The 25,396-nt window shown below is 45.2% G+C and carries 22 protein-coding genes; 14 read left to right on the top strand and 8 right to left on the bottom strand.

Annotated elements, in window-relative coordinates; genetic code table 11:
- Positions 1 to 102: 102 nt before the first annotated feature.
- Genes btuF through mtnN form a run of 3 tightly spaced genes read right to left on the bottom strand, consistent with a single transcriptional unit; the run spans position 103 to position 2,585 of the window.
- Positions 103 to 921 (bottom strand): vitamin B12 ABC transporter substrate-binding protein BtuF, encoded by an 819-nt coding sequence (btuF, locus tag RH86_RS07440; protein ID WP_009385776.1) that lies wholly within the window; start codon positions 919 to 921, stop codon positions 103 to 105.
- Positions 921 to 1,874, bottom strand: coding sequence for a cobalamin biosynthesis family protein (locus tag RH86_RS07445; RefSeq protein WP_009385777.1), 954 nt, complete (start codon positions 1,872 to 1,874; stop codon positions 921 to 923). The genes btuF and RH86_RS07445 overlap by 1 nt, the downstream gene beginning before the upstream one ends.
- 12 nt (positions 1,875 to 1,886) lie before the next feature.
- Positions 1,887 to 2,585 (bottom strand): 5'-methylthioadenosine/S-adenosylhomocysteine nucleosidase, encoded by a 699-nt coding sequence (mtnN, locus tag RH86_RS07450; protein ID WP_009385778.1) that lies wholly within the window; start codon positions 2,583 to 2,585, stop codon positions 1,887 to 1,889.
- A gap of 236 nt (positions 2,586 to 2,821) precedes the next feature.
- Between mtnN and rpsO the strand changes: the two genes are divergently transcribed.
- The 5 genes from rpsO to RH86_RS07475 all read left to right on the top strand — a co-directional run bounded on the left by rpsO (position 2,822) and on the right by RH86_RS07475 (position 8,587).
- The gene (gene rpsO / locus RH86_RS07455) at positions 2,822 to 3,091 is read left to right on the top strand and encodes a 30S ribosomal protein S15 (RefSeq protein ID WP_005598021.1); all 270 of its coding nucleotides are present in this window, start codon (positions 2,822 to 2,824) and stop codon (positions 3,089 to 3,091) included.
- 303 nt (positions 3,092 to 3,394) lie between these two features.
- The gene (gene pnp, locus RH86_RS07460; protein ID WP_005598023.1) at positions 3,395 to 5,530 is read left to right on the top strand and encodes a polyribonucleotide nucleotidyltransferase; all 2,136 of its coding nucleotides are present in this window, start codon (positions 3,395 to 3,397) and stop codon (positions 5,528 to 5,530) included.
- Positions 5,531 to 5,749: 219 nt separating this feature from the next.
- Complete coding sequence (gene nlpI, locus RH86_RS07465; RefSeq protein ID WP_005598025.1) at positions 5,750 to 6,658, top strand: lipoprotein NlpI; 909 nt, start codon at positions 5,750 to 5,752, stop codon at positions 6,656 to 6,658.
- A 108-nt stretch (positions 6,659 to 6,766) separates the two neighbouring features.
- Positions 6,767 to 7,180: a MarR family winged helix-turn-helix transcriptional regulator gene (locus RH86_RS07470; protein WP_005598027.1), complete on the top strand. Its 414-nt coding sequence runs from the start codon at positions 6,767 to 6,769 to the stop codon at positions 7,178 to 7,180.
- Positions 7,181 to 7,246: 66 nt separating this feature from the next.
- The gene (locus RH86_RS07475; RefSeq protein WP_009385779.1) at positions 7,247 to 8,587 is read left to right on the top strand and encodes an MATE family efflux transporter; all 1,341 of its coding nucleotides are present in this window, start codon (positions 7,247 to 7,249) and stop codon (positions 8,585 to 8,587) included.
- Between the two features lie 52 nt (positions 8,588 to 8,639).
- On the opposite strand, the gene RH86_RS07480 is transcribed toward RH86_RS07475, so the two are convergent.
- The 3 genes from RH86_RS07480 to RH86_RS07490 all read right to left on the bottom strand — a co-directional run bounded on the left by RH86_RS07480 (position 8,640) and on the right by RH86_RS07490 (position 12,734).
- Positions 8,640 to 9,515, bottom strand: coding sequence for a U32 family peptidase (locus RH86_RS07480; RefSeq protein WP_005598031.1), 876 nt, complete (start codon positions 9,513 to 9,515; stop codon positions 8,640 to 8,642).
- Between the two features lie 18 nt (positions 9,516 to 9,533).
- Positions 9,534 to 10,547, bottom strand: a complete 1,014-nt coding sequence (locus tag RH86_RS07485) for a peptidase U32 family protein (protein WP_005598033.1) — start codon at positions 10,545 to 10,547, stop codon at positions 9,534 to 9,536.
- A gap of 144 nt (positions 10,548 to 10,691) precedes the next feature.
- Entirely contained in the window at positions 10,692 to 12,734 is a 2,043-nt protein-coding gene (locus RH86_RS07490) for an EAL domain-containing protein (RefSeq protein WP_005598035.1), read from the bottom strand.
- 190 nt (positions 12,735 to 12,924) lie between these two features.
- On the opposite strand from RH86_RS07490, the gene RH86_RS07495 reads away from it, so the two are divergent.
- The 5 genes from RH86_RS07495 (at position 12,925) to prfC (ending at position 16,654) form a co-directional block, all read left to right on the top strand.
- A complete protein-coding gene (locus tag RH86_RS07495) occupies positions 12,925 to 13,452 on the top strand; it encodes an SCP2 domain-containing protein (protein ID WP_005598037.1) in 528 nt (175 codons plus the stop codon).
- Entirely contained in the window at positions 13,436 to 13,939 is a 504-nt protein-coding gene (locus RH86_RS07500; RefSeq protein ID WP_009385780.1) for a GNAT family N-acetyltransferase, read from the top strand. The genes RH86_RS07495 and RH86_RS07500 overlap by 17 nt, the downstream gene beginning before the upstream one ends.
- Positions 13,940 to 14,036: 97 nt before the next feature.
- Positions 14,037 to 14,432: a DNA polymerase III subunit psi gene (locus RH86_RS07505; protein WP_009385781.1), complete on the top strand. Its 396-nt coding sequence runs from the start codon at positions 14,037 to 14,039 to the stop codon at positions 14,430 to 14,432.
- A gap of 8 nt (positions 14,433 to 14,440) precedes the next feature.
- On the top strand, positions 14,441 to 14,890 hold the full coding sequence (gene rimI / locus RH86_RS07510) for a ribosomal protein S18-alanine N-acetyltransferase (RefSeq protein WP_009385782.1): 450 nt from the start codon (positions 14,441 to 14,443) through the stop codon (positions 14,888 to 14,890).
- Between the two features lie 174 nt (positions 14,891 to 15,064).
- Entirely contained in the window at positions 15,065 to 16,654 is a 1,590-nt protein-coding gene (prfC, locus tag RH86_RS07515; protein WP_005598046.1) for a peptide chain release factor 3, read from the top strand.
- A gap of 453 nt (positions 16,655 to 17,107) precedes the next feature.
- Here prfC and srmB read toward each other — a convergent pair whose 3' ends face one another.
- Entirely contained in the window at positions 17,108 to 18,367 is a 1,260-nt protein-coding gene (srmB, locus tag RH86_RS07520; RefSeq protein WP_009385783.1) for an ATP-dependent RNA helicase SrmB, read from the bottom strand.
- A gap of 145 nt (positions 18,368 to 18,512) precedes the next feature.
- On the bottom strand, positions 18,513 to 19,232 hold the full coding sequence (locus tag RH86_RS07525; protein WP_009385784.1) for a tRNA1(Val) (adenine(37)-N6)-methyltransferase: 720 nt from the start codon (positions 19,230 to 19,232) through the stop codon (positions 18,513 to 18,515).
- 309 nt (positions 19,233 to 19,541) lie between these two features.
- On the opposite strand from RH86_RS07525, the gene brnQ reads away from it, so the two are divergent.
- The 4 genes from brnQ (at position 19,542) to vpsR (ending at position 25,340) form a co-directional block, all read left to right on the top strand.
- Positions 19,542 to 20,855: a branched-chain amino acid transport system II carrier protein gene (gene brnQ, locus RH86_RS07530; protein WP_009385785.1), complete on the top strand. Its 1,314-nt coding sequence runs from the start codon at positions 19,542 to 19,544 to the stop codon at positions 20,853 to 20,855.
- 161 nt (positions 20,856 to 21,016) lie between these two features.
- Positions 21,017 to 22,115 (top strand): peptide chain release factor 2 gene (gene prfB / locus RH86_RS07535; RefSeq protein WP_138944252.1). Its coding sequence is split into 2 segments (ribosomal slippage): positions 21,017 to 21,091 and positions 21,093 to 22,115, totalling 1,098 coding nucleotides; the frame shifts between segments, so codons are not numbered across the junction.
- Positions 22,116 to 22,148: 33 nt separating this feature from the next.
- Positions 22,149 to 23,684: a lysine--tRNA ligase gene (gene lysS, locus RH86_RS07540; RefSeq protein ID WP_005594026.1), complete on the top strand. Its 1,536-nt coding sequence runs from the start codon at positions 22,149 to 22,151 to the stop codon at positions 23,682 to 23,684.
- A gap of 321 nt (positions 23,685 to 24,005) precedes the next feature.
- Positions 24,006 to 25,340 (top strand): cyclic-di-GMP-binding transcriptional regulator VpsR, encoded by a 1,335-nt coding sequence (gene vpsR / locus RH86_RS07545; protein ID WP_005594027.1) that lies wholly within the window; start codon positions 24,006 to 24,008, stop codon positions 25,338 to 25,340.
- The last annotated feature ends 56 nt before the right edge of the window (positions 25,341 to 25,396 follow it).

The raw sequence follows: 25,396 nt of genomic DNA on the forward strand, positions 1-25,396 counted from the left end.
TAATAAGTAGTAATAGAGGAAAACCAAGCGAACAACCGCGAGGTTTTTATTCGCTTAGGCTGATAATTCGGCGCGCATAGTACGAGATATTCGTGCTATGCGTTACTGCTTTTGTCTGACTGTTTCGAAGAGCTCACAAACTTGGTTAATGGCGTCGAGCGTTCGTGGGGTTGGGCGATTAATCCAACTGGCGTTGAGCGTCCATATTTGCTGCTGTTTAATTGCTTGCAGTTGCTCTTGCCAGGCTTGCCACATATTGCCATTTTCCATCGCATGTCGTGAGGTGAAGATCACTTGTGGGTTTGCGACAATCACTTGCTCTAGTCCTACTTGTGGGTAAGGCGCAGCACTATCTTCAAACACATTTATGCCACCACAGAAACGAAAAACTTCACTTGGCCAGCGATCTTGAGCCACGGTTATGATCGGCTTTTCACTCAGCTGATAGAAGTAACTGACTGTTTGCTCGGTGTTGTATTGCTCTTTAAATTGTTCGAGTTGAGCACGAAATTGCGCTGCGGTTTTTTGGCCAATGGTTGGATCATCAGCGTAGTGACTCAGTTGTTCGATATTGACGGCAATATCGTTGAGTGAACCTGTTTTTGCGTTATAAATCGTGAAGCCAAATTGCGCCAATTTAGCGAGTTCTTTCGCCGGATTGCCTCCTGGCCAAGCAATGATCAGATCAGGTTGAAGAGCAATGATTCGTTCGACGTTAATACTCTGATAGTTTGCAATTTTTTCTAGTTTTTGTGCTTGTTCAGGGTAGTCGCTGTGTTCACTTACCGCGACCAACTTATCACCCAAACCCGCCGCATAGGCCAGTTCAGTGGTGGACGGTGCGAGGCTAATAACGCGGTCAATCGTTTGCGCAGAAAGGGAAAAACTAACCAAAGAGAGAAGAAGAGTCAGCTTAAGCATTATAATCCTTGATAAATAGCGCCCATAATCAGGCTTTGAAGCATCAGCCAAATCCACAAGCGACCAACTAAAAGCTTACGAACTTGGTCAACGTGAATCGCGGCAGGGGCGATACGACCACCTAATTTAGCCCGTAGCGCTTTGTGGTGGTTATAGATAGCAGGGCCAGCAAGAGAGAGCTGCAGTTTGGCTCCAACTGAGACCAATAGCCAGGCAGGGCCGGGCAATGGCCAAGACGCCGATTGTTGACTGATTAAGCTTAAGCAAGCTTTTGCTCTTTCACCGCAAGCAATCAATAAGGCTAATAGTCGTAAAGGTATAAAGTCGAGCACCGCTAGAATTCGAATCGCAGGTAGACCAAATGGGATAAACTGTTGGCGTGAGGGTGACCATGCGCGAGCTAATTCCATCGCCATGCGATACATAAAGGCACCAATTCCCCCAGTAACGGCATACCAAAACAGCACGGCAGCGACGCTACGGCCATAACTCATGATCAGTGTTTCACTGCCTGCTTTACCTAAGCCTAGCAGCGATAAACTCTCGGTTGAACGGTTGAGCCATGGTGCGAGCAACTGTTTCGCGGCACTTTTGTCTTCATTGGCCAGTTGAGGGATGAGTTTATTCGCCAATTGATTGGTATTACGCCAGTCTAAGGCGAGCAGTAAAAAGGCCAAATCAAACAGCAGTGGTTGCCAGACCAAATTTTGTAATGCTAATAGAACCATCAACATCGGAGTAAGCATCATTAGCCAAGCAAGGCTGCCGGAAAGCAAGCTTTGTGAGTAGTGGCTTTGAGTGTTTACTTTATTGGCGAGCTGTTCGGCAAATTTGTGCCAAAGGATGGCAGGATGTGCTTCGCGGGGGAAAGGAAGAATCCAGTGGCAAAGCAGTGCGCCCCACATAACCAGGAGCGCACCATTAGCAAATAGCTGATTAAAAAGATCATCCATGATTGTTTAATACTAAGCCTTTAGCAGTTCAACCATTTTAATCACCATCTCAGAAGAGCTTTGAGCGGCAAGCGGTAGGAACTCGTCAAAACTCATCGTTGCTTCTTTATCTGCCACGTCAGAGATAGCACGTACGACAACGAATGGTACTTTGAATTGGTGACAAGTCTGGGCAATGGCAGACGCTTCCATTTCTACTGCGATAACAGAAGGGAAGTACTGACGGATAAATGCTTGGCGCTCAGCAGTGCATACGAAAGCATCACCAGTACAGATTAGGCCACGTACCGCGTGTTTGTCTTCCATTTGCGCTAGCGCTTGCTCAGCGACATCCATCAGTTTTTCATCAGCAATAAACGCCGCAGGTTGTTGCGCCATTTGGCCCATTTCGTAACCAAATGCAGTAACGTCAGCATCGTGGTGGCGAACTTCAGTTGAGATCACAACATCACCCAGGTTTAGGCTTGAGTCAAAACCGCCAGCAGAACCGGTATTGATCACCACATCTGGTTGATATTCATCAAGCAAAATGGTGGTACCGATTGCCGCAGCCACTTTACCAATGCCAGATTGAAGTAGTACTATGTCAACGCCGTTCATTTGACCAGCAAAGAAGGTACAACCTGCTTTTTTCACTTCTTGGCAGTTGTTGATAGAGTCTTTTAGGATGGCAACTTCTTGTTCCATCGCACCGATAATGCCGATTTTCATAATGGGCTAAACCTAGGTAGTAAATTAAAGTGGCCAAAGTTTACCATGAAGCTTTGCTGGCCTGAACTCATTATCGAGCTTCGATTGAGTGACATTGCGGTCAAAACAGACAATTGGCGGAATAAAATTGCTATTGCGGTGCGTTATGGATTCACCTATAATCCGCGCTTCGCGTAGCGGCTGAATCAGAGATTGGCTGCTACAAAATATAAACCTACTCTTATTAGGAGAGCATTATGTCTCTGAATGCAGAAACTAAAGCAGCAATCGTTGCAGAATACGCACAATCTGAAGGCGACACTGGTTCACCAGAAGTTCAAGTAGCACTACTTACTGCTTCTATCAACCACCTACAAGGTCACTTCAAAGCTCACAAAGGCGATCACCACAGCCGTCGTGGTCTTCTACGTATGGTTTCTAGCCGTCGTAAGCTTCTTGATTACTTGAAAGGCAAAAACCTTGCTCGTTACCAAGATCTAATCAAACGTCTAGGCCTACGTCGCTAATTAGCGGCTGCATAGAACAGTTTGTAAAAAAGGGGCTTATGCCCCTTTTTTTATTGCCGAAAATCCCCCAATTCCCTTCAAGTAGTTTATACTACTGTCCGGCTGAAACAGTTGTTACTGTTGATGCCAGCAAAAATCATAATGACTCATCGCATTACAGTCACCGATGTCGGCCAACAGGTCGCGACTATTCAAAAGCCATTGAGCGTCATACACAGTGTCTTTTCACTAGTCGCGATTCGTAATGTTTTGGGTTTTTTCTTAACTTAGTCTGGGTATTTATACTCAGTACAAGGAATAACAATGTTCGAAAAACCAGTTGTTAAAACGTTCCAGTACGGTAACCACACGGTTACTCTAGAAACTGGCGTAATCGCTCGTCAAGCTACTGCTGCTGTTATGGTTACTATGGACGATACCGCGGTATTCGTATCTGTAGTAGGCAAAAAAGAAGCAGTTGAAGGTCAAGACTTCTTCCCGCTAACTGTAAACTACCAAGAGCGTACTTACGCTGCAGGTAAAATCCCTGGTGGTTTCTTCAAGCGTGAAGGTCGTCCTTCTGAAGGTGAAACTCTGACTGCTCGTCTAATCGACCGTCCGATTCGTCCACTATTCCCATCTGCATTCAAAAACGAAGTGCAAATCATCGCAACTGTTATGTCTGTGAACCCTAACGTTCAACCAGACATGGTAACAATGATCGGTACTTCTGCAGCACTAGCTATCTCTGGTCTACCATTCAATGGTCCTATCGGTGCAGCGCGCGTTGGTCACATCGATGGTCAACTAGTGCTTAACCCAAGCATGACTGAACTTGCTACGTCTAAACTAGACCTAGTGGTTTCTGGTACTGAAAACGCAGTACTAATGGTTGAATCAGAAGCTGACAACCTAACTGAAGAAGAAATGCTTTCTGCAGTAGTATTTGGTCACGAACAACAACAAGTTGTTATCAATGCAATCAACGAGTTCGCAGCTGAAGTTGCAACTCCAGCATGGAACTGGGAAGCGCCAGCAGTAAACACTGAGCTTAAAGCTCTTGTTGCTGATCTAGCTGAAACCCGTCTTGCTGATGCATACCAAATCACTGAGAAAATGGCTCGTTATGAGCAAGTTGGCGCAATCAAGAACGACGTTGTTGCTGCCCTTCTAGCACAAGACGAAAACCTAGCTGAGCGCGAAATCCGCGGTATGCTTGGTTCTCTAGAGAAGAAAGTAGTACGTAGCCGCATCATCGCTGGCCACCCACGTATCGATGGCCGTGAAAAAGACATGGTTCGTGCGCTAGACGTACGTACTGGTGTACTTCCACGTACTCACGGTTCTTCACTGTTTACTCGTGGCGAAACGCAAGCGATCGTTACTGCGACTCTAGGTACGCAACGTGACGCGCAAATCATCGACGAACTAACGGGTGAGCGTAAAGATCACTTCCTACTACACTACAACTTCCCTCCATACTGTGTTGGCGAAACTGGTTTTGTAGGTTCTCCTAAGCGTCGTGAAATCGGCCACGGTAAACTGGCTAAACGTGGTATTGCTGCAGTAATGCCTTCTGTTGAAGAATTCCCATACACCATCCGTGTTGTATCAGAAATCACTGAATCTAACGGTTCATCTTCAATGGCTTCTGTATGTGGTACTTCTCTAGCTCTTATGGATGCTGGTGTGCCAATCAAAGCTTCTGTTGCGGGTATCGCAATGGGTCTTGTTAAAGAAGGCGACGATTTCGTTGTTCTTTCTGACATCCTTGGCGACGAAGATCACCTAGGTGACATGGACTTTAAAGTAGCAGGTACTAACGCTGGTATTACTGCACTTCAAATGGACATCAAGATCGAAGGTATCACTAAAGAGATCATGCAAATTGCTCTTAACCAAGCGCAAGGTGCACGTAAGCACATCCTTTCTGTAATGGATGAAGCTATCTCTGGTGCTCGCGAAGAGATCTCTGAATTTGCTCCACGTATTTACATGATGAAGATCAGCTCTGAGAAGATCAAAGATGTTATCGGTAAAGGCGGTGCAGTTATCCGTGCTCTAACTGAAGAGACTGGTACTACGATCGAAATCGAAGACGACGGTACAATCAAGATTGCAGCAACTGAAGGCGCTGCAGCGAAAGAAGCAATTCGTCGTATCGAAGAGATCACTGCGGAAGTTGAAGTAGGTCGTATCTACACTGGTAAAGTTGCACGTCTAGCGGACTTCGGTGCGTTCGTAACAATTCTTCCAGGCAAAGATGGCCTAGTACACATCTCTCAAATCGCTGACAAGCGTGTTGAGAAAGTGTCTGACTACCTAGCTGAAGGCCAAGAAGTTCAAGTTAAAGTACTTGAAATCGACCGCCAAGGCCGTGTACGTCTAAGCATGAAAGAAGCAGTAGAACAGCCAGCAGAAGCTGCAGCTGAAGCGAAACCAGCGGCTGACGCTGAGTAATCGCATCTATTAGCTTATTGAGCTAAAAGCATGTTATAAAGGGGGCGTTTCGCCCCCTTTTTTTATGTGCAGTAAAACCAATTTATATAAAGATTCGTTAGCGAAAGTGATGCGCTAATCTGATTTGTCTGGGTTTGCATATCGCCAATGCTGGATGCAAATGAAAGCATCATGGCGGTTTAGGTATACACTATAGGTTGGTAACAGGAGTATATATTCGTGAAATGGTTTCAAACCCTAACGCTTGGATTAAGCATTTTGGTTGCCACAGGTTGTACCTCAACCTCTAACCAGCAATGGGTTTACCCACCCATGGCCGTTCCTCTACAGGCAAGCATGCAACAAGAAGTGCAGATTGCCCGCCTGTCTCAGTTGCTTAAGCGTCCGGATTTGTCTGAAGAACTGCGTGCTAAAATGCTGTTTGAACGTGGTAACTATTACGACAGCGTAGGTTTACGAGATCTTGCCCGTTTGGACTACAGTCAATCTCTACAACTCAATCCGTCGCAACCTGATTTATTCAACTTACTGGGTGTCTACTACACTCAAGTCGGAGAGTTCGACGCGGCATACGAAGCTTTTGACTCTACGTTAGATCTCGATCCTGAAAACTCTTATGCAGTACGAAACCGAGCGATAGCACTTTATTATGGCGATCGAATTGAGCTCGCAATCGAAGATATTGACGCGCACTTTGCCGAAGAACCGAGCGACCCGTTCCGCGCCCTATGGGTGTATCTAATTAAATTAGAACAAACGCCAGAAGCCGCACGTCAAACATTGCTTGAGCAATACCAACAGCGCGATTCACAATGGGGCTGGGTGCTGGTGGCGATCACTCTCGGTGAGGTAAGTGAAGAGCAAGCGTTTAAAGCGATTATTGCGGGTACACGAGACAATACGTTACTCGCGCAACGATTAACGGAAGCCTATTTCTATTTAGGTAAGCGTTACCAGCATCAAGGTGACTTTGCTGGTGCGATATCGATGTATAAATTAGCGATTTCATTTAACGTCTATGAGTACGTTGAACATCGATATTCTTTCCTTGAGTTGACGCGTATCTTCACTCAAGTGAAAGCAGAACAGCTAGCCAAAGCAAAGCTTGAAGAAGCTGCGCAACCTTAATCACTTATTAAGATAAGCCTAGATAAACCGCCTTTTTAGGCGGTTTTTTATTGCCCAAAATTTAAAAATAGCTAAAATGGTTAGCTTGGCTAACTAAAAGGATTAACCATGGTTTTAGAACAGAGTTTGATTGAGCTAGAACGTTTTTGCTCTAAGGCGTGGCGTGTCTATGCCAAGGAAGATCCAATGTGTCATTTAAGTTTCAATGAATTTGATTACTTGAAGGTAATACAGCAATACCCTCAAGGTGTGCGTATTACCGATCTTGCCGATGAGTTACGTATTACCAAACCATCTGCTTCGAACATGGTGGCTCGTCTTGAGAAGAAAGGCTTAGTACGTGGCGTGGCTTGTCAGGAAGATGCTCGAGCAAAACGAGTCATGTTAACTGAGAAAGTCGTTAAGGATATGTCTTTAGAGAAGGTGGTGTACCAGCAAATTGCGAGTGACCTTAACCAGTCTCTTTCACAGCAGGAAGCTGAGCAGTTAGTGCAGCTGTTAAATAAAGCACTTCATAGATAAAAATTTTAACCGATTAGTTAGCCTTGCTAACTAACTAGATTCAGCAGTGTTTTGCTTGGTGAAAAAATGCAAGATTCAATCTACAAACAGTTTTGGCGTTACGCGATCCCAACTATTGCGGCGATGCTTGTTAACGGCTTATATCAAGTGGTTGATGGAATATTTATTGGCCGTTATGTCGGTGCTGAAGGTCTGGCAGGGATTAATGTCTCTTGGCCAGTGATTGGCTCGATCTTGGGTATTGGTATGTTGGTCGGCGTCGGCACAGGTGCATTGGCGTCAATTAAACAAGGTGAAGGTGATGCGGAGGGCGCGAAAGGTACGTTGGCGACCGGGCTACTGTTGTTGGCTTTGGTTGCGCCGATAGTCTCTGTTGTGCTCTATTTCTTTGCTGATACCTTCTTGTTATGGCAGGGCGCCCAAGGGCGAATTTTAGAGCTCGGTAGTCAATACCTGCATATCTTGATTTTCGCTTGTGTATTCTCGCTTGGCTCGATTGCGACACCGTTTTTATTGCGTAATGATGGCAGTCCAAACTTAGCGACAATCTTGATGGTGATTGGCGCGATTGCCAATATCATCTTGGATTATCTATTTATTGCTTGGTTAGGTTGGGAGTTGCAAGGCGCCGCGTTGGCAACCGCAATGTCGCAAATGATAGTGACTCTGTTAGGTATCGGTTATTTCTTCTCGAGCAAAGCGAATATGCGCTTACGTTTGAGTGATTTACGCATGCAGTTTGCAGAGGTTCCGCGTATCGCTGCGATCGGTGTGTCGAGCTTCTTTATGTACGCTTATGGTTCGATGATGGTGGCACTGCATAACAGCCTGTTTGCTGATTATGGTAGTGGTATCTTGATTGGCGCATACGCGATTTTGGGCTATATCGTTACCGTTTACTACCTGATTGTAGAAGGCGTAGCGAATGGTATGCAGCCACTGGTGAGCTACAACCATGGTGCACGTAATCAAGACAATATTCGTAAACTGCTGCAGATCGCTATGGGAACGGCTGTGCTGGGTGGTATCGCTTTTGTGGTGGTACTAAACATCTTCCCACGTGAATTTGTCTCGGTATTTAACTCTAGTGATGCTGAGCTGATGGAAAATGCGGTGATTGGCATTCGCTTACATATGTTTGCAATGTTCTTAGATGGTTTCTTGGTGGTCGCCGGTGCTTATTACCAATCAATCAACAAGGGCAGTAAAGCGATGTTCGTAACTGTTGGTAATATGTTGATTCAGCTGCCGTTCCTTTTCATTATGCCCAAGCTGATGGGCGTTGAAGGGATTTGGATTGCGTACCCGTTATCGAATATTGCATTGAGCTTAGTGGTGATGTGGATGCTATGGCGTGACGTGAAGCGGATGATTCTACCGCCTCAACCTATGGTGATGAGTAGCTAAGATAACAAAAAGCCAATCAAATATGATTGGCTTTTTATTTATCAAGCGAAGGCTAAGACTTAACTTCTAGACCCGCTAAGCGATGCCAGTAACCATTACATTGGCGATCTTCAATCTTAACTGGATTCTCGCCATGTAAGTTGGCACGGAAGCGGTCAATTTCGCCTAGCGTATTCAACCCCAGTGGGCTCAAACGCACGACATCGACCAAGCCTTGCATGCTTGATTGATCGTTGATCAAGTTGTAGCAATAACCAGACTGAGTTTGAATACCGTTGAGGTTAAAGACTTCTTGGCCTTCTTGGCTACGTACTTGAATACCCGTTGGGTATTTGATGCAGCAAGTTTCGCAATCGTCTTTGGCTTTGTTTTCCGCACGAGCGGTGAAACAGCGAGCTGAATAGGCCAATGGTAAGTAACCGTGGCTAAATACTTCAACTTCAAATTGGTTACGAATACCCAATTGCTCACATTGAACGAGAACCTTGTCTAACCAATCGCGTGACAGCTCCACAGGCATGCACCAGCGCGTCATACCCTGTTTTAAAAACAGGTTTAGCGTATGTGCATTGTAGGTGTTAACCGCAGGGCCAACCACGAATGGCACCTTGCTTTCGTAAGCCAGTTGAATCCCCGACACGTCATTCGCTTCAATTGCAAAATCACCATTGTCGATGTATTTCTTCATGATGCTGACTTCACTTGGCGCTTCGAGTAGTGCCATGGTCGATAGCACTACTTGCTTGCCTGAGCCTGCGATCTCTTTAGCAATATCAAACCAGTGTGCTGGTTTCATTTCGCGGCGTTTAGAGCAAACACTTTCGCCAAGGTAAATAATATCGGCAGAGCTTTGTTTTGCTTGCTGATAGAAATCTTCAACGTCTTGCTTTGGCCAAAAATAGAGAAGTGGACCGAGTGCGTATTTCATTATTCTATTCCTATGCCGTTATTGCCATTTACGATGGTAAGCACCAAGCGTAGTTTGCGTACCTTCAGAGACGTTCGCCAGTGCCGCATCCCAAGCAGCTTCAACACGGTAAGCTTCTGGGTTGGCAAGATAGCGATCAATCGCCGCGCGCCATGTACGGGTGACTTGCTCTACGTAAGCAGGGCTACGTTGGCGACCTTCAATTTTCACCGAAGCAACATTGGCAGCAAATAGCTCAGGCAGCATAGAAAGGGTATTCAAGCTGGTTGGTTCTTCGAGTGCATGGTAAACCTTGGCTTCACCTTCGATATCAGCGCTAAAGCGGCCTTTACATAAGGTTGGGTAACCGGCGTTCTCGCCCGTGCTATAACGGTCAATCAAAATGTTGTTGAGGCGAGACTCAAGGCCCTGTTCAGTTTCTTGCCAGCGTACATATTTGGCTGGAGAGCAGGCGCCGACGGTATTTGGCGATTCACCTGTCATGTAAGAGGATAGGTAACAACGACCTTCCGACATGATGCACAAGCTACCAAAAGCAAACACTTCTAGCTCTACATCGCTGGTGATGTTACGTGACAACTGTTTCACCTGATGGATCGACAATACGCGTGGCAGTACGACACGTTTGACGTTGAAGTTGTTCTTATAGAAATCGATCGCGGCAATGTTGGTGGCCGATGCTTGCACAGAAAGGTGCAATTCTAAATCTGGGTATTTACGTGCAGCGTATTCCAGTACAGCAATATCCGCCACGATTAGGGCATCGACGCCCACATCCGCGGCGCGATCAACCGCACTCGTCCAGCGCTCAAAGCCATCTGGGTGAGCGAAGGTATTCAGCGCGACGTGAATTTTTTTGTTGTGGTCGTGCACATACTGCACGGCTTTATCGAGTTTTTTACCGTTAAAGTTTAGCCCTGCGAAATGGCGGGCATTGGTGTCATCTTTAAAGCCGATGTAAACCGCGTCGGCACCACAGTCGATGGCGGTTTTTAGGGCAGGTAGATTACCTGCGGGGCATAGGAGTTCCATTGCTCAGCTAAACCTATTATTTTCAATATTGCCAGCATTTTATGAAGAATTATGAACGGCAATTTTGATGTAAGGCAGGTTTGAGTGAGTTAGCTGACAATTACCTCTTCCGGATAATGGATTTCGCTGACTTTTACGGAAGATTTAATTTTTATGGCGACGGTTCTGCATGAACAATTCTTCGACGTCTTGCTTTGGTTGCGGACGATAGAAATGGAAGCCTTGAATCGAGTTACAGTTGAGGTTTGACAGTAGTGTTGCTTGTTGTTGGGTTTCAACCCCCTCTGCAACCACGGTTAAATTGAGTGATTTGCCCAAGTTGATGATATTTTCAATCACCGTTACCTGTTTAGGTAAGGTGTCGATCTCGGTGATAAAGGCGCGATCGATCTTAAGCTCATCGAGAGGGAAGCGAGCTAAGTAGGCAAGGGATGAATAGCCGGTACCAAAGTCATCAATGGATAGGGCAAAACCAAGTTTTTTGATCGCATTGAGCATTTGAAGGGTGTGCTCACTGTCACTCATCACTGCACTTTCGGTCAATTCAAATGTGATGCAGCTAGGATCCAGCTCGGTGGAGCGCAATAACTTTTCCATGTAATCGATCAGTTTCGGGTTACCAAACTGCTCTGGCGAGAGGTTAATAGCGACACGTCCAGGTAAGATGCCTTGCATCTTCCAGCGTTTCACCGTGGCAAAAACTTCACGCATGACAACGCGACCTAAGTGCTCAATTAATCCAGCTCGTTCAGCCACCGGAATAAAGGCGCCTGGGCTAATATAGCCTTCAACTGGGTGCTTCCAACGTACTAGCGCTTCTGCGCCGTTGATACTGAAATCACGCGCGTTGACTTTCGGTTGGTACCACACTTCAAGGCCATTTTGTTGCAGTGCCTTTTGTAGCTCGATTTCCAGCCATAAACGCATGCGCGCTTCTTTGTTCATCTGATCGTTAAACTTAATCAGACGGTTGCGGCCGCGCTCTTTGGCTTCATACATGGCAGTGTCAGCATTTTGCAGCAATATGCGTGCATCGTTGCCATCACCAGGGTAGACAACACTACCAATTGAACAAGCAAGGCGTTTGCTAAAGTGTTGCAAATCAAACGGCTGGTTGATGAGTGATATAATTCGATCTGAAAGTGATTCAACCATGCGGTTGTTTTCTGGATTGGGCAAGATCAAACCAAACTCATCGCCACCTAAATGGCCAAGTACAGCTTGTTGAGGTAATAAGCGCTTGAGTCGACAGGAAACTTCTTTGATGACCTTGTCACCGATATGGTGACCTAAAGAGTCATTGATGTTTTTAAAGTTATCGATATCAAGGTAGAGCATGATTAACGGTGTTTCATTTTTGATCAGCTGATCAAGGCGCTTGGTGAATCCAAAGCGGTTATATAGCCCGGTTAAAGAATCAATATGAGCATCACTATTTATGGTGGAGTCACTGATTTTTTTCGGTGCTTGTTCAGCATCTTGGATCAGAACCAGTTGTGATTCTTCGCCCATGATCATCGCATGTGCGGCCTGTAGCTGAACTTTTCGCTCCAATCCACAGCGTGGTCCTGTCAGGCACAAAATCGGTGCATCATGCAGTAGCATGCCAAGTTTGTTATTGAAGGACTTTTTGCTGTTTTCATCAATAAACAGGCGCGACAGCTCTTCACCTAATAAATCACTGCTTGATTCAAATCCAAGCAAGCGAACGGCGGCGGGATTGGCTGATAAAATACAGTCATGTTCAACTAGCAATAAGCCTTCGGGTAACAGTTGAGTCAGCGCGGAAAACTTGTTTTCTGCTTCTTCGAGCGAGTGGATTAAAATGCTTTTTTCAGAGGTATCAATCGCATGAAGAACGACGTATTGCACTTTGTTATTGAAGCTAATCGGAGAGATGGAGCAGAGCAGACTGGTTTCGAGGTCGACATCGTTAAGCGTAATTTCAGTTTCACTTGATTCGCCAAGTAGAGCGCGTTGATAGTAGGGTTTGAGCTGGTAATAAAACTGCTCACCAAGAATTTCACGATCGCTCCGCCCGACAAGCTCTTTTTGTGATAGTCCCGATATTTCGCAATAGCGTTCGTTAACCATCACATAGTTATGTTGATCGTCTAAGATGGCCGAGAAAAAAGGACTCTTAGCCGTAATTTGTGTAAACCAATCCTGAAACTGTTGCGATGGCATTCGGGGGGTACCAAGTCTCCAAAGAGAGTGAATAAGCGCTTATTACAAGCTGAATGCGTTACTATAACCACCTTATCTAAGAGATTAAAGAGTTGTAACCATTCCGTCATTTTTTGATACACAACAGGTAACGAAAGCAATCTATCCATTATCATCCATGCATCTATCTACAAAGTAACGGATAACCCGCGTGATTAACAAGATTCGCACTCAATTAGTTCAAAATGCAGCATCAATTTTGCGATCTCCAGTCCACTTATTACCACAATCTGTTCAAAAAAAAGCCTTGTTAGATGGCTTGAAAATGGTATTCAAAGAAGCATTGGAAGATGGTGATTTTGAATTCCTTGAAGGCAAGTGGTTGAAAGTAGAAGTTAAAGATATGCGCCTACATTGGTATATCAGCTACGAAGACGACAAGTTAATTGTTGCTGAAACTCCGCAGCAAGAAGACGTATCTTTCTCTGGTAATCTGAATGACTTGATTTTGATCGCTGGCCGCAAAGAAGATCCTGATACATTATTCTTCCAGCGTCGTTTGTCGATTGAAGGCGATACGGAATTAGGTTTGGAAGTGAAAAACCTGATGGATAGTGTCGATCTTGAGCTTTTGCCAAAACCGTTACAGATTTTACTTAATCAGTTAGCTGATTTTGTGCATAAAGGCGTACAATCGCCAGCAGTACAAAATGAGGTAGCGAATGCTTATACGAACTGAAGCGCCAGCGGATATTCTGGCCATTGACCGCCTGCTTAAAACCACCTTTGAGACAGAAGCGGAAGCAAACTTAGTGATGGCACTGAGAGAAAACAGCAAGCTGACGCTTTCACTTGTTGCGTGTAATGATGAAGGAGAAGTCGTCGGACACGCGATGTTTACTCCGGTAACGTTGCAAGGTGAAGATTTAAACTGGCAAGGTCTAGCGCCGGTATCTGTGCGTGAAGACTATCGTAAGCAAGGCATTGCAGCGACGATGATTCGCGAAGGTATTGAATCGCTATACGAATTTGGTTACCCCGCTTGTGTCGTGCTTGGCGATCCTGACTACTACCAACGTTTTGGTTTTGAAGCGGCAGAAAAACACCACATGCAATGCCAGTGGGATGTCCCTGAAGGGGTATTTCAAGTCCTAGCGATCGCTGATGGCGAGCTCGCAGAACGTCGTGGTTTGATTGAATATAGTGAAGAGTTTAGCCAGCTTTAACGGGTAAACTTACGCAGAAAAAAGGGGCGATAGCCCCTTTTTTGTTGCCCGTCGATCTGTGCTAATATGACGCTACGAAATTTAGAGAACTCTATTCATGCAAACTGACCATGTTGCTTACCTAACACAGATGGGTATTGATTGTTATCAACTCAGCCATCCTGAACGTTTGACCGGTTACCAAGCGCCAGCGTTGGAATTACCCGCCGAGTGCAAACTCTTGTTAGTTTCGCCTGTGAGTCCAAACGGTGAGTTAGCGCTGCTGTTTGAGCGGGTATTAAAAAGCATCAATATTTCTTTAGACCAAGCACGCCATATCTACCCTGAACAGGCGACTCAGCTAGCTGGACAATCCATGGAATGGGTGTGGTTTGCAGGCTGCGAACGTACAGAACAATGGGCTGAAAAAGCACTCACGACCCCACTTCTTAGTGAGATCGATGGGAATAATCAGCAGCGTAAAGCGCTGTGGCAACAGATCTGTTCATACTAACGAGCCTTATGACACTACAATTTTATCCTCTTGCCTTAGAACACCTTGACCAAGTGTGGGCTATTGAGCAAACGGCGCATAGCCACCCTTGGGCTGAATCGATGATTCGTGATCTTAATAGTCGTGGTGCCTGTCATCATGCTTTGGTCGTGAATCAAAAAGTCGTTGGTTACTTTTACGCACAAAACATCGTCGGTGAAGTCACCTTACTTAACATTGCCGTTGATCCTGCCGAGCAAGGCAAAGGTTATGGTAAGGCGTTAACCGAGCACTTTTTAGATGTTTGCGAACAAGCTAAAGCCGAAAGCGCTTGGTTAGAAGTACGAGAAAGCAATCAGCGTGCGTTTGCTCTTTATGAAGCGGTTGGTTTTAACGAGCTTGATCGCCGTCGTAATTATTACCCAACCGACAAAGGTAAAGAAGACGCGATTATTATGAGTTACCTATTTCTCTTTTAATCAGCGTGCTGAATTAAGCATTCACGCTAGGTGATGACTTAGCGTACGACTATCGCGCCGCTTGTGGTTGCTTGAGTATAAAAGCAATATAAGCGAGAATAGCGCGCAAAATTGAATCGAATCGGTTTGTTTAACGTTTAAACAAGCATCCAGACAGAAAAGAAGACCAGTTTCATGTCAAATACACCATTTATTGGCGAAGTTTCTAAACGTAGAACGTTCGCTATTATCTCGCACCCGGATGCGGGTAAAACCACCATTACAGAAAAAGTTCTGTTATTCGGAAACGCGATCCAAAAAGCGGGTACAGTGAAAGGTCGTGGCTCTAACCAGCATGCGAAATCTGACTGGATGGAGATGGAAAAAGAACGTGGTATCTCGGTAACAACGTCTGTGATGCAGTTCCCATACAACGACTGTCTAGTTAACCTACTGGATACTCCGGGACACGAAGACTTCTCGGAAGATACTTACCGTACGCTAACGGCGGTGGACTCGTGCTTGATGGTTATCGATGCGGCGAAAGGTGTCGAAGACCGTACACGTAAATTGATGGAAGTTACTCGCCTGCGTGATACGCCAATCGTTACTTTCATGAACAAACTTGACCGTGACGTTCGTGATCCAATGGAAGTCTTAGACGAAGTTGAAAACGAACTGGGCATGATGTGTGCGCCTATTACTTGGCCAATTGGCTGTGGTAAAGAGTTTAAAGGTGTTTACCACATCCACCGTGATGAAACGATTCTGTACGAATCAGGTCATGGTCATGAAATCCAAGAAGTGCGCATCATTAAAGGTCTAGATAACCCAGAGCTTGATGAGCAAGTTGGTGCTGATCTGGCTGAGAGCGTGCGTGAAGAGCTTGAACTAGTGATGGGCGCATGCCCTGAATTTGATCTTGAATCTTTCCTTGTCGGTGAATTAACGCCAGTCTACTTTGGTACCGCACTGGGTAACTTTGGTGTTGACCATATGCTAGATGGTTTGACTGAGTGGGCTCCAATGCCGAAAACTCGTCAAGCGGTTGAGCGTGATGTTGAAGCGACAGAAGAGAAATTCTCTGGTTTCGTATTCAAAATCCAAGCGAACATGGATCCTAAACACCGCGACCGTATTGCTTTCATGCGTATCGTATCGGGTACTTACACCCAAGGCATGAAAATGAACCACGTACGTCTAGGTAAACAAATCAGTATTTCTGATGCGGTTACCTTTATGGCGGGCGACCGTTCACGTGCAGAAAATGCGTTTGCTGGCGATATCATTGGTCTACACAACCACGGTACGATTCAAATCGGTGATACCTTTACTCAAGGTGAATCGTTGAAGTTCTCTGGTATCCCTAACTTCGCACCAGAATTGTTCCGCCGCATTCGCCTACGCGATCCACTGAAGCAAAAGCAGTTACTGAAAGGTCTTGTTCAGCTTTCGGAAGAGGGTGCTGTGCAGGTATTCCGTCCAGTACAAAACAACGATCTTATCGTTGGTGCGGTCGGTGTGCTGCAGTTTGATGTGGTTGTGGCGCGTCTGAAGTCAGAATACAACGTAGAAGCGATTTATGAAGGCGTAAACGTGGCAACGGCTCGTTGGGTTGACTGTACTGATGGTAAGAAGATGGACGACTTCCAACGCAAGAACCAAGCTAACCTAGCGCTCGATGGTGGTGATAACCTAACCTACATCGCGCCAACCATGGTGAACTTGAATCTAGCGCAAGAGCGTTTCCCTGATGTGGTGTTCCGCGCAACTCGCGAGCACTAATATTCGGTGTATTCGCTAATGACATTTGCATAAATACCGCCGTTAAGGCGGTATTTTTTTGTAAAGGCAAAAGGTCTTCATTCCTTACTAATCTTAAGATGAGCCGATATTTTGTGAGATCCCCAACTCGTTCGTTCCTCACTCTTGAGGATGACGCTGTTTTGGTGGTTGCTATGTGCCTGTTATTCCTTAGAACGAACAAGTTTAGTAAGTAATCTTTTAAAGCGAATCGTTATATTGTTAGATGGCCAACTTGTTCGTTGAGTGATGACGCTGTTTTGGTGGTTGCTATGTGTTCTGTCATTCCTTAGAACGACGAAGGAGAGAGTAAGGAATCTTTTAACGCGAACGGTTAATTTGGTGAGCTTTCTCGCTTGTTCTGCGCAGAAACAAAAAAGGCCGATGTTTTCACATCAGCCTCTTTATCATCTCAAAGCGAAGCGCTCTCAATTCTCAAAGCGCAGCGTTCTTAATTACTTCTTTTTCTTGCCTGTTTTCTTTTTGCTTTTGGCTTTTACAGACGTTTTGTTTTTGTCTTCTTTTTTCTTTTTCTTGAAGACAGGTTTTTTTGTGCGTAGGACGCATCTCTTTAATGAAGCGCTCTTTGATATCTTCTTTCACGTAACGAGCAACGCGATCCAGCATTTGTTGATCGTGTGCTTCTACGATAGAAACTGCGTTGCCTTTCTTACCAGCACGTGCAGTACGGCCGATACGGTGTAGGTAAACGTCAGCGCTGCGTGGCATGTCGTAGTTGATTACATGACTTACGTCAGGTAGGTCGATACCACGAGAAGCAACGTCAGTTGCGAGTAGAACATTCACTTCGCCATCACGGAAACGAGCAATCGCATTGTTACGACGATCTTGAGGCATTTCACCTTGGATCCAAGAACAAGGGATTTGTGCGCGTTCAAGTTCAGTACGTAGTTCAGCAAGGCGTTCACGGGTTTTTAGGAATACGATTGAACGTTCAGCTTGCTCAGTGATGATTTTTTTCAGCAACGCCAGTTTGTGTTCTGCGTTATCAGCACGGTGGTACCACTGGGTGATTTTTTTACGTTCACGACGTGAAGGATCAGCTTCGATTTCCGTTGGGTTTTTCAATAGATCGGCAGTAAAGCCTTCCACACCGCGGCCTTCTAATGTTGCAGAGAACAGCAGTGTTTGTTTACGCCAGCGACATTCAGTCGAAAGCTTATCAACGGTTGGGCCAAAGCCCATGTCTAGCATGCGGTCGGCTTCATCTAGGATCAGCCATTCAATCGCACGACAGTCAAAGCGTTCTGCTTTGATGTATTCCATCAAGCGGCCAGGCGTTGCTACAACGATATCTTGTGTTGTCGCTAGAATATCAGCGTGTTCTTGGTATTGAACACCACCAGTAATGGTGAAGATATTTAGCTTGGTATTTTTTGCCAATGCACGCGCTTGATCAGCAATTTGCATTGCCAATTCACGAGTTGGCGTCAAAATCAGCATACGAGCTGGCCCCGGCTTACGGCGAGGGAAGTCGAGTAAGAACTGTAGCGCAGGGATAACAAATGCGGCTGTTTTACCAGTACCAGTTGGCGCTGATGCTAGAATATCTCGCCCTTCTAAAGCTTGAGGAATTGCTTGAGCCTGCACTTGAGTCGGACGTTCAAAGCCCATTTCTTCAATAGCGGTAAGCAGGTTCGGATCTAAATCAAGATCTGCAAAATTTTTGATCACAGTTGTTTCTCCACAAGCCCTTCGGCGAGATTACAAAAATTAGAAGCGGATAGTTCACGCTACCCAACATGGCTAAGTTAACAAGTTAAGCCAAAAAATAGCCGAGTAGTATAGTTGGATTGGTGATTAGGATCACACCTTATTTCTACATCTTTAAATAAAAATCTTTGGTTAGCGCGATAAAAGCCTCTGTATAGCCTAGCTTATCACGAATTATTAGTTGCTGATCTTCGCATTCCCCTGATATTAAGCTTAATTCAATCAATAACCTATTGTCTGGTTTGGTCTCGGTTGGCTGTACGCGACATAGGCGTGTCAGCGAGAACCCTAAGTGCTTCGCCAGTTGAATAAAATGTTCACCTTCTACGACGGGTAAAACAAAACTGGCTTTACCGTGATGATCTAACAGTGAGTAACAGCGCTCGAGTAAATCTTGATGGCTTAAGCTGTCAGTATGGCGAGCGGTGGCGCGGGGCTGTAGCTTTGCTTGTTCGCCGTTATTAAAGTAGGGCGGGTTGCAGATAATCGCATCAAACTTTTCTGGAAAACTCACCGCGGTAATATTGGCTTGTTCTACCATAATTCGCTCTGCCCAGTCAGAGTTCGCCACATTTAGCTGTGCGGTGATCGCGGCAGATTGCTCAATGTCGACGGCGTAAATTTCGGCGTCAAGATTACGCTGTGCGCACATTAACGCCAGCAATCCAGTGCCCGTGCCAATATCGAGGATGCGTTGGCTAGAGGCGATCTTAGCCCAAGCGCCCAATAGCACGCCATCAGTGCTGACGGGCATACCACATTCCCCCCCTTCGATAGCAAATTGCTTAAATTGAAATCCCTTGGTTTGTTTGTTTTTTCTGTTCATTAAATGTTCGGCCTAGAGTGTTTAAATAAGTTGATATCACCATTGTGGATCGTATGTATAGTTAATTTATCTTTATTTGGTTGGTTTTGTTAATGAAATTATTGGTTGTTAATTCTGGTTGTAATTTAAAAACCAGTGTTATGAACTGCTTTTTTGGTTGCGAGTTGAATTTATATGGTGTTTTTAGCTTTTGGGTTGCGAATAGTTGAGTATTTGGTCATTATTCTGTTCTAAATTATATAGCCGAGAGAGCATTTTTGCTCATCGAAGCAGACACAACATCAATCAAATAAAAGTAAAGGTTCTACTGTGAAGCAGACGTTAAAACTAACAGATATCATTGCGTTAGGCTTTATGCTTTTCGCCTTCTTTTTGGGTGCTGGTAACATCATCTTTCCACCGCTTGCTGGTCAGTTAGCGGGTGATAATGTTATCCCAGCAATGGGCGGTTTCTTATTAACAGCAGTGGGCCTTCCTCTTCTCACAATCGTTGCTATTGCTGTTGCTGGTGGCTCATGGGCTAAGTTGACTCAAGATCTACCGGTGAAAGCGGCGACCGTAATGGCAGTGCTGATTTTTATCATCATCGGCCCTGCGTTTGCTGCGCCTCGTACTGGTCTTGTGGCATACGAGATGGCAGTAAAACCATTTTTCGCTCATGCTGAGCAAATTCACCTAACCGTATTCTCGATTCTGTTCTTTGTGATTGCGATGTCGTTCTCATGGTCACAAGGCAAATTGATTGACGTGATTGGTAAGATACTCACACCGGTATTGTTTATTGGCCTGATTGTGCTTGCTGGCGCGGTATTCCTTGACCCACAAGGTGAGATCGTTGCGGCACAAGGTGAATACCTAACGCATCCACTGCAAAAAGGCTTCCTTGAAGGTTACAACACCATGGATACCTTTGGTTCATTGATGTTTGGTGTCCTGATTGTTGATGCGATCCGTAGTAAAGGTATTACTGAGCAAAAGCCAACCACACATTACCTTATCTTAGCGGGTTTGATTGCCGCGGTAGGTCTAACGTTTGTGTACGTATCATTGTTCTACCTAGGTGCGACTAGCTCTGTTGTTGCGGCAGGCGCTGACAACGGTGGTTTGGTTCTGAGCTTATACGTTCAAGCTCTATTTGGTTCATACGGTCAAATCGTTCTGTCTGTGATTGTATTGCTAGCGTGTTTGACTACGGCAATTGGTCTAATCTCAGCGTGTTCTGATTACTTTAGCTCTCTAACGTCAATCTCGTACAAGAAGTGGGTTGTGATCAATGGTGCTGCATGTGCATTGGTAGCAAACGTCGGTCTAGCACAACTTATTTCACTGTCTGTTCCAGTATTGTTTGCGTTATACCCTGTTGCGATTGCGTTGGTGGTTCTGACGTTTTTGCGTAAAAAACTTCCAAATTCTCGTTTGGCTTACCGTGTAGTTCTACTGGTGTCACTGCTATTTGCTTTGGTTGATGCAGCGAAAATTGTTGGACTAGATGTTTCTGCATTCAATGTTTTACCACTGTTTGATGTGGGCATGGGTTGGGTATTACCAACACTGGCAGCGATGATTTGTGTTTGTTTTGTTGGCAAAGTAGAGCAACCGGTATTGGTTGAAGAAAACGCCTAATCCTCTGAAATAGAATAAGACTGATCCCTCGTGATGCTTAGCGTTGCGGGGGATTTTTTTGTTTAAGCCTCTAGACGAGGCAAATAAAATTTTCCTGTATCTTCGTCACACTTTTCAGTACAATTCCTCGGTTAAATTCTACTCATAAATATTGAGCAAGTATGTTTGAAATCAATCCTATTAAAAACCGTCTCCAGGACGTGTCTCAGCGCACGACAGTCCTGAGGGGGTATCTTTGACTACGATGCTAAACAAGAGCGTCTAGAAGAAGTAAATGCAGAATTAGAACAGCCAGATGTATGGAACGAACCTGAACGCGCACAAGCGTTGGGTAAAGAACGTGCATCATTAGAAGCGGTTGTGGAAACTATTGATCAACTTGAGCAAGGTGTCGAAGACGTTGAAGGCCTTCTAGAGCTTGCTGTTGAAGAAGAAGATCAAGAAACATTCGATGAAATTGAACCGGAATTAGCTGAGCTTGAAGATAAGCTGGCTAAGCTTGAGTTCCGTCGTATGTTCTCTGGTGACCATGATGCTTCTGATTGCTACATTGATCTACAGTCAGGTTCTGGTGGTACAGAAGCGCAAGACTGGACGTCAATGATGCTACGCATGTACTTGCGTTGGGCTGAAGCAAAAGGCTTTAAAACAGAAGTAATCGAAGTCTCAGATGGCGACGTTGCTGGCCTTAAAGGTGCAACCGTTAAAATCTCAGGTGAGTACGCTTACGGTTGGTTACGCACGGAAACGGGTGTTCACCGCCTAGTTCGTAAGTCACCATTCGATTCAAGTGGCCGTCGTCATACTTCTTTTGCCTCTGCGTTTATCTACCCAGAGATTGATGACAACATCACCATCGATATTAATCCATCGGATCTTCGTATCGACGTATACCGTGCCTCTGGTGCGGGTGGTCAGCACGTTAACACCACTGAATCGGCAGTACGTATTACACACGTACCAACCAATACCGTGGTGCAATGTCAGAACGACCGTTCTCAGCATAAGAACAAAGATCAAGCAATGAAGCAGCTACGTGCAAAATTGTTTGAACTTGAGATTCAAAAGCAAAATGCAGAGAAACAAGCCAACGAAGACACCAAATCTGATATCGGTTGGGGCAGCCAGATCCGTTCTTACGTTCTGGATGACTCTCGTATTAAAGATTTACGTACAGGCGTTGAAAACCGCAATACACAAGCGGTTCTTGACGGCGACCTAGACAAATTTATTGAAGCTAGCCTTAAATCAGGCTTGTAAGCTTTTCACCGACTAAGACAGGATACATCGAAAATGACTGATGTTGTTCAAAACGAATCTGTACAAGAAGCTTCTGCACAAGAAGAGAATAAGCTAATTGCTGAACGCCGCGCGAAACTGGATGCTATCCGTAAGAGCTGCAAAGCAAACGGCCACCCAAATGACTTTCGTCGTGATGCTCTAGCGGGCGACCTACAAGCTGAATTCGGTGAAAAGACTAAGGAAGAGCTAGAAGAGCTTAACCACGTAGTAGCAATCGCGGGTCGTGTTATGGCGAAACGTGGTCCATTCCTACTTCTTCAAGAAACATCGGGCAACATTCAAGCTTACGCAGACAAAGCAGTACAAAAAGTACTGAAAGAGCAATACCACGGTCTTGATATCGGTGACATCATCGGTGTGAAAGGTGCTCTACATAAGTCTGGTAAAGGCGACCTTTACGTAAATATGGAAGAGTTCGAATTGCTGACTAAAGCACTTCGTCCACTGCCAGAGAAATTCCACGGTCTAACAGACCAAGAGATGCGTTACCGTCAACGTTACGTAGACCTAATCGTGAATGAAGATTCACGTAATGCATTTAAAATTCGTTCTAAACTGGTTTCTGCAATTCGTCGCTTCATGGAATCAAAACGCTTCATGGAAGTTGAAACTCCAATGATGCAAGTGATTCCTGGCGGTGCGTCTGCGCGTCCATTTATCACTCACCACAACGCACTGGATCAACAAATGTTCCTACGTATCGCTCCTGAGCTATACCTGAAGCGTCTAGTGGTTGGTGGTTTTGAGCGTGTATTCGAAATCAACCGTAACTTCCGTAACGAAGGCCTATCTCCACGTCATAACCCAGAATTCACTATGATCGAATTCTACATGGCGTACGCAGATTACAAAGATCTTATGGATCTGACTGAAGAGATGCTAAGTACAGTTGCACTTGAAATTCTAGGTGCAACAGCAATGCCTTACGGCGATCAAATGGTTGAGTTCGGCGGTCAATACGCACGTATGACTATGCTAGACGCGATCAAGCATTACAACCCAGAACACGAGGCTATCCAAGCGCTAACAGAAGAAGGCGTTCAGGATCGTGATTTGATGGTTTCAATCGCGAAATCGCTAGATATCTACGTAGAGAAGTTCTGGACTTGTGGTCAACTACTAGAAGAAATCTTCGGTGAGACAGCGGAACCGCAACTTATCCAACCGACGTTCATCACTGGCTACCCAGCGGATATTTCTCCACTGGCTCGTCGTAGCGATGATAACGCATTCTTTACTGACCGCTTTGAGTTCTTCATTGGCGGCCGTGAAGTGGCAAACGGCTTCTCTGAGCTAAACGATGCAGAAGACCAAGATGCGCGCTTTAAGTCTCAAGTTGATGCAAAAGATGCGGGTGATGATGAAGCTATGTTCTACGATGCTGACTACATTACAGCACTAGAGCACGGCCTACCGCCAACAGCGGGTCAAGGTATCGGTATCGACCGCCTAGCGATGTTATTCACCAATACGCATACCATTCGCGATGTGATCCTATTCCCAGCGATGCGTCCACAAGCGCAGTAAGCTTTGAAATGACTAGCAAAACCACCTTCGGGTGGTTTTTTTTGTCCCATATTTTGACATAACTAGTTACAGTTCAGTAAGCATACGTAAGCTAAGTCAGCCGCTGTTCTATATTGCTGAAAAAGAGCGTCAAATGAATTAACAGTGCGGCATGTGAATTTTGAATGTGAATCGCACATCTATTTATTCAAAGCATGATTTATGTTCTAGTCTTATAAGTGAGACAGATTATTAACTCAAGCTCTTATAGTGTACGCACTTGTTGATGTGTTTTTTTTGGCACAAATAATTATAAAATCGAATTAATAAGGAAGAAGCTTAATGGGTAGTCAATTCCGAATGGATTCTGTCCCTGGTTCAATGATTGTAGTTGGTGGTAGCTACGAACCTTGGCTCTCTGTTTTAGAGCAAGTTGGATGGCGTTGTACTCAGTGTGCTGATTTGCGTAAAGCCAATACGCTGTTTTCAGAAACGGGCCCTTGTATTGGTATCGTCGATCTGAGTCACGATGAGTTTAGTCTTAATGGCATTGCCAACTTAGTCAGCAATCATAAACAGGTTCGATGGATCGCTTTTATCCGTGAATCTCAGCTCAGTTCCGATACGATTTGTCAGTTTATCGTGAACTTTTGTATCGACTTTTTTACCGCGCCAATTCCTGATGCTCAATTGCTTAGCACGATTGGACACCAACTGGGCATGCTTAAGTTGGAGAAAAAAGTATGGCCTCATTATGGTAATAACAATGACATGGGATTGATTGGCGAATCGATTCCAATGAAGCGTCTGCGTGACCAAATCAAACGAATTGGTCCAACTGATGTGAGTATTCTGATTTATGGTGAAAGTGGCACAGGCAAAGAAACCGTTGCTCGTGCAGTCCACCAAACCTCATCACGAGCGCAGAAGGAATTTTTATCGGTTAACTGCCGCGCTATGTCAGAACATCGCATCGAGAGTGATTTGTTTGGCATTCATCGTGATGACATTAACGAGCAGTCTCTGCTTGAGAAAGCTGATGGCGGCACGATCCTGCTTAATGATATTTTGACCTTACCTAAGTCTCAGCAGCTTAATTTACTGCGCTTCTTACAAGAAGGGACAGTGGAAACCATCAATGGTCGTAAAGAAGTGGATGTGCGTATCCTGGCCGCAAATTCAGCGGATATCGAGAAAGCCTTAATTGATGGTGACTTCAACGAAGAGCTTTATCACTACATCAATGTTCTGCGCATTAATGTGCCAAGCATTAAAGAGCGAGCAGGTGATATTGCGATTTTGGCACGTCACTTTCTTATGGAGTATTCACGAGAATATAACGCGCAAGCACGCAGTTTTACCGAAGAAGCGACACGCTCTCTGACTCGCTATCATTGGCCGGGCAACGTTCGTGAACTGATGAATCAGATCAAGCGCGTGGTCTTAATGTCGGATACGGTGATGCTTGATGAGCAGCACCTTGATTTGCCGAAACGCAGTGATGGTAAACGCAGCTTGAAAAATATTCGCGAGCGCAGCGAAAGAGATGCATTGTTGCTTGTGCTTGAGTCGCACTCAGGCCAAGTGTCGATGGCGGCAAAAGAGCTGGGCGTGTCACGCGCGACCATGTATCGACTGCTGAACAAGCACAATCTGATTTCAGAAAGTACGGTTTAACGCAACGCGTTGTATCGTATCGCGTAGTGCACATAAAAAAGCCTGCTCAGTGAGCA

The sequence above is a fragment of the Vibrio sp. N418 genome, assembly GCF_000222565.1.
GTDB classification, from domain to species: Bacteria; Pseudomonadota; Gammaproteobacteria; order Enterobacterales; family Vibrionaceae; genus Vibrio; species Vibrio scophthalmi.

What these genes read in the sequence shown, in the direction of transcription:
- rpsO (WP_005598021.1), top strand. Translation starts at nt 2,822, where the DNA reads ATGTCTCTGAATGCAGAAACTAAAGCAGCAATCGTTGCAGAATACGCA.
- RH86_RS07500 (WP_009385780.1), top strand. Translation starts at nt 13,436, where the DNA reads ATGCTTATACGAACTGAAGCGCCAGCGGATATTCTGGCCATTGACCGC.
- RH86_RS07480 (WP_005598031.1), bottom strand. Translation starts at nt 9,515, where the DNA reads ATGAAATACGCACTCGGTCCACTTCTCTATTTTTGGCCAAAGCAAGAC.
- btuF (WP_009385776.1), bottom strand. Translation starts at nt 921, where the DNA reads ATGCTTAAGCTGACTCTTCTTCTCTCTTTGGTTAGTTTTTCCCTTTCT.
- RH86_RS07470 (WP_005598027.1), top strand. Translation starts at nt 6,767, where the DNA reads ATGGTTTTAGAACAGAGTTTGATTGAGCTAGAACGTTTTTGCTCTAAG.
- RH86_RS07525 (WP_009385784.1), bottom strand. Translation starts at nt 19,232, where the DNA reads ATGAACAGAAAAAACAAACAAACCAAGGGATTTCAATTTAAGCAATTT.
- pnp (WP_005598023.1), top strand. Translation starts at nt 3,395, where the DNA reads ATGTTCGAAAAACCAGTTGTTAAAACGTTCCAGTACGGTAACCACACG.
- RH86_RS07445 (WP_009385777.1), bottom strand. Translation starts at nt 1,874, where the DNA reads ATGGATGATCTTTTTAATCAGCTATTTGCTAATGGTGCGCTCCTGGTT.
- rimI (WP_009385782.1), top strand. Translation starts at nt 14,441, where the DNA reads ATGACACTACAATTTTATCCTCTTGCCTTAGAACACCTTGACCAAGTG.
- mtnN (WP_009385778.1), bottom strand. Translation starts at nt 2,585, where the DNA reads ATGAAAATCGGCATTATCGGTGCGATGGAACAAGAAGTTGCCATCCTA.
- vpsR (WP_005594027.1), top strand. Translation starts at nt 24,006, where the DNA reads ATGGGTAGTCAATTCCGAATGGATTCTGTCCCTGGTTCAATGATTGTA.
- lysS (WP_005594026.1), top strand. Translation starts at nt 22,149, where the DNA reads ATGACTGATGTTGTTCAAAACGAATCTGTACAAGAAGCTTCTGCACAA.
- RH86_RS07475 (WP_009385779.1), top strand. Translation starts at nt 7,247, where the DNA reads ATGCAAGATTCAATCTACAAACAGTTTTGGCGTTACGCGATCCCAACT.
- RH86_RS07485 (WP_005598033.1), bottom strand. Translation starts at nt 10,547, where the DNA reads ATGGAACTCCTATGCCCCGCAGGTAATCTACCTGCCCTAAAAACCGCC.
- prfC (WP_005598046.1), top strand. Translation starts at nt 15,065, where the DNA reads ATGTCAAATACACCATTTATTGGCGAAGTTTCTAAACGTAGAACGTTC.
- RH86_RS07505 (WP_009385781.1), top strand. Translation starts at nt 14,037, where the DNA reads ATGCAAACTGACCATGTTGCTTACCTAACACAGATGGGTATTGATTGT.
- RH86_RS07490 (WP_005598035.1), bottom strand. Translation starts at nt 12,734, where the DNA reads ATGCCATCGCAACAGTTTCAGGATTGGTTTACACAAATTACGGCTAAG.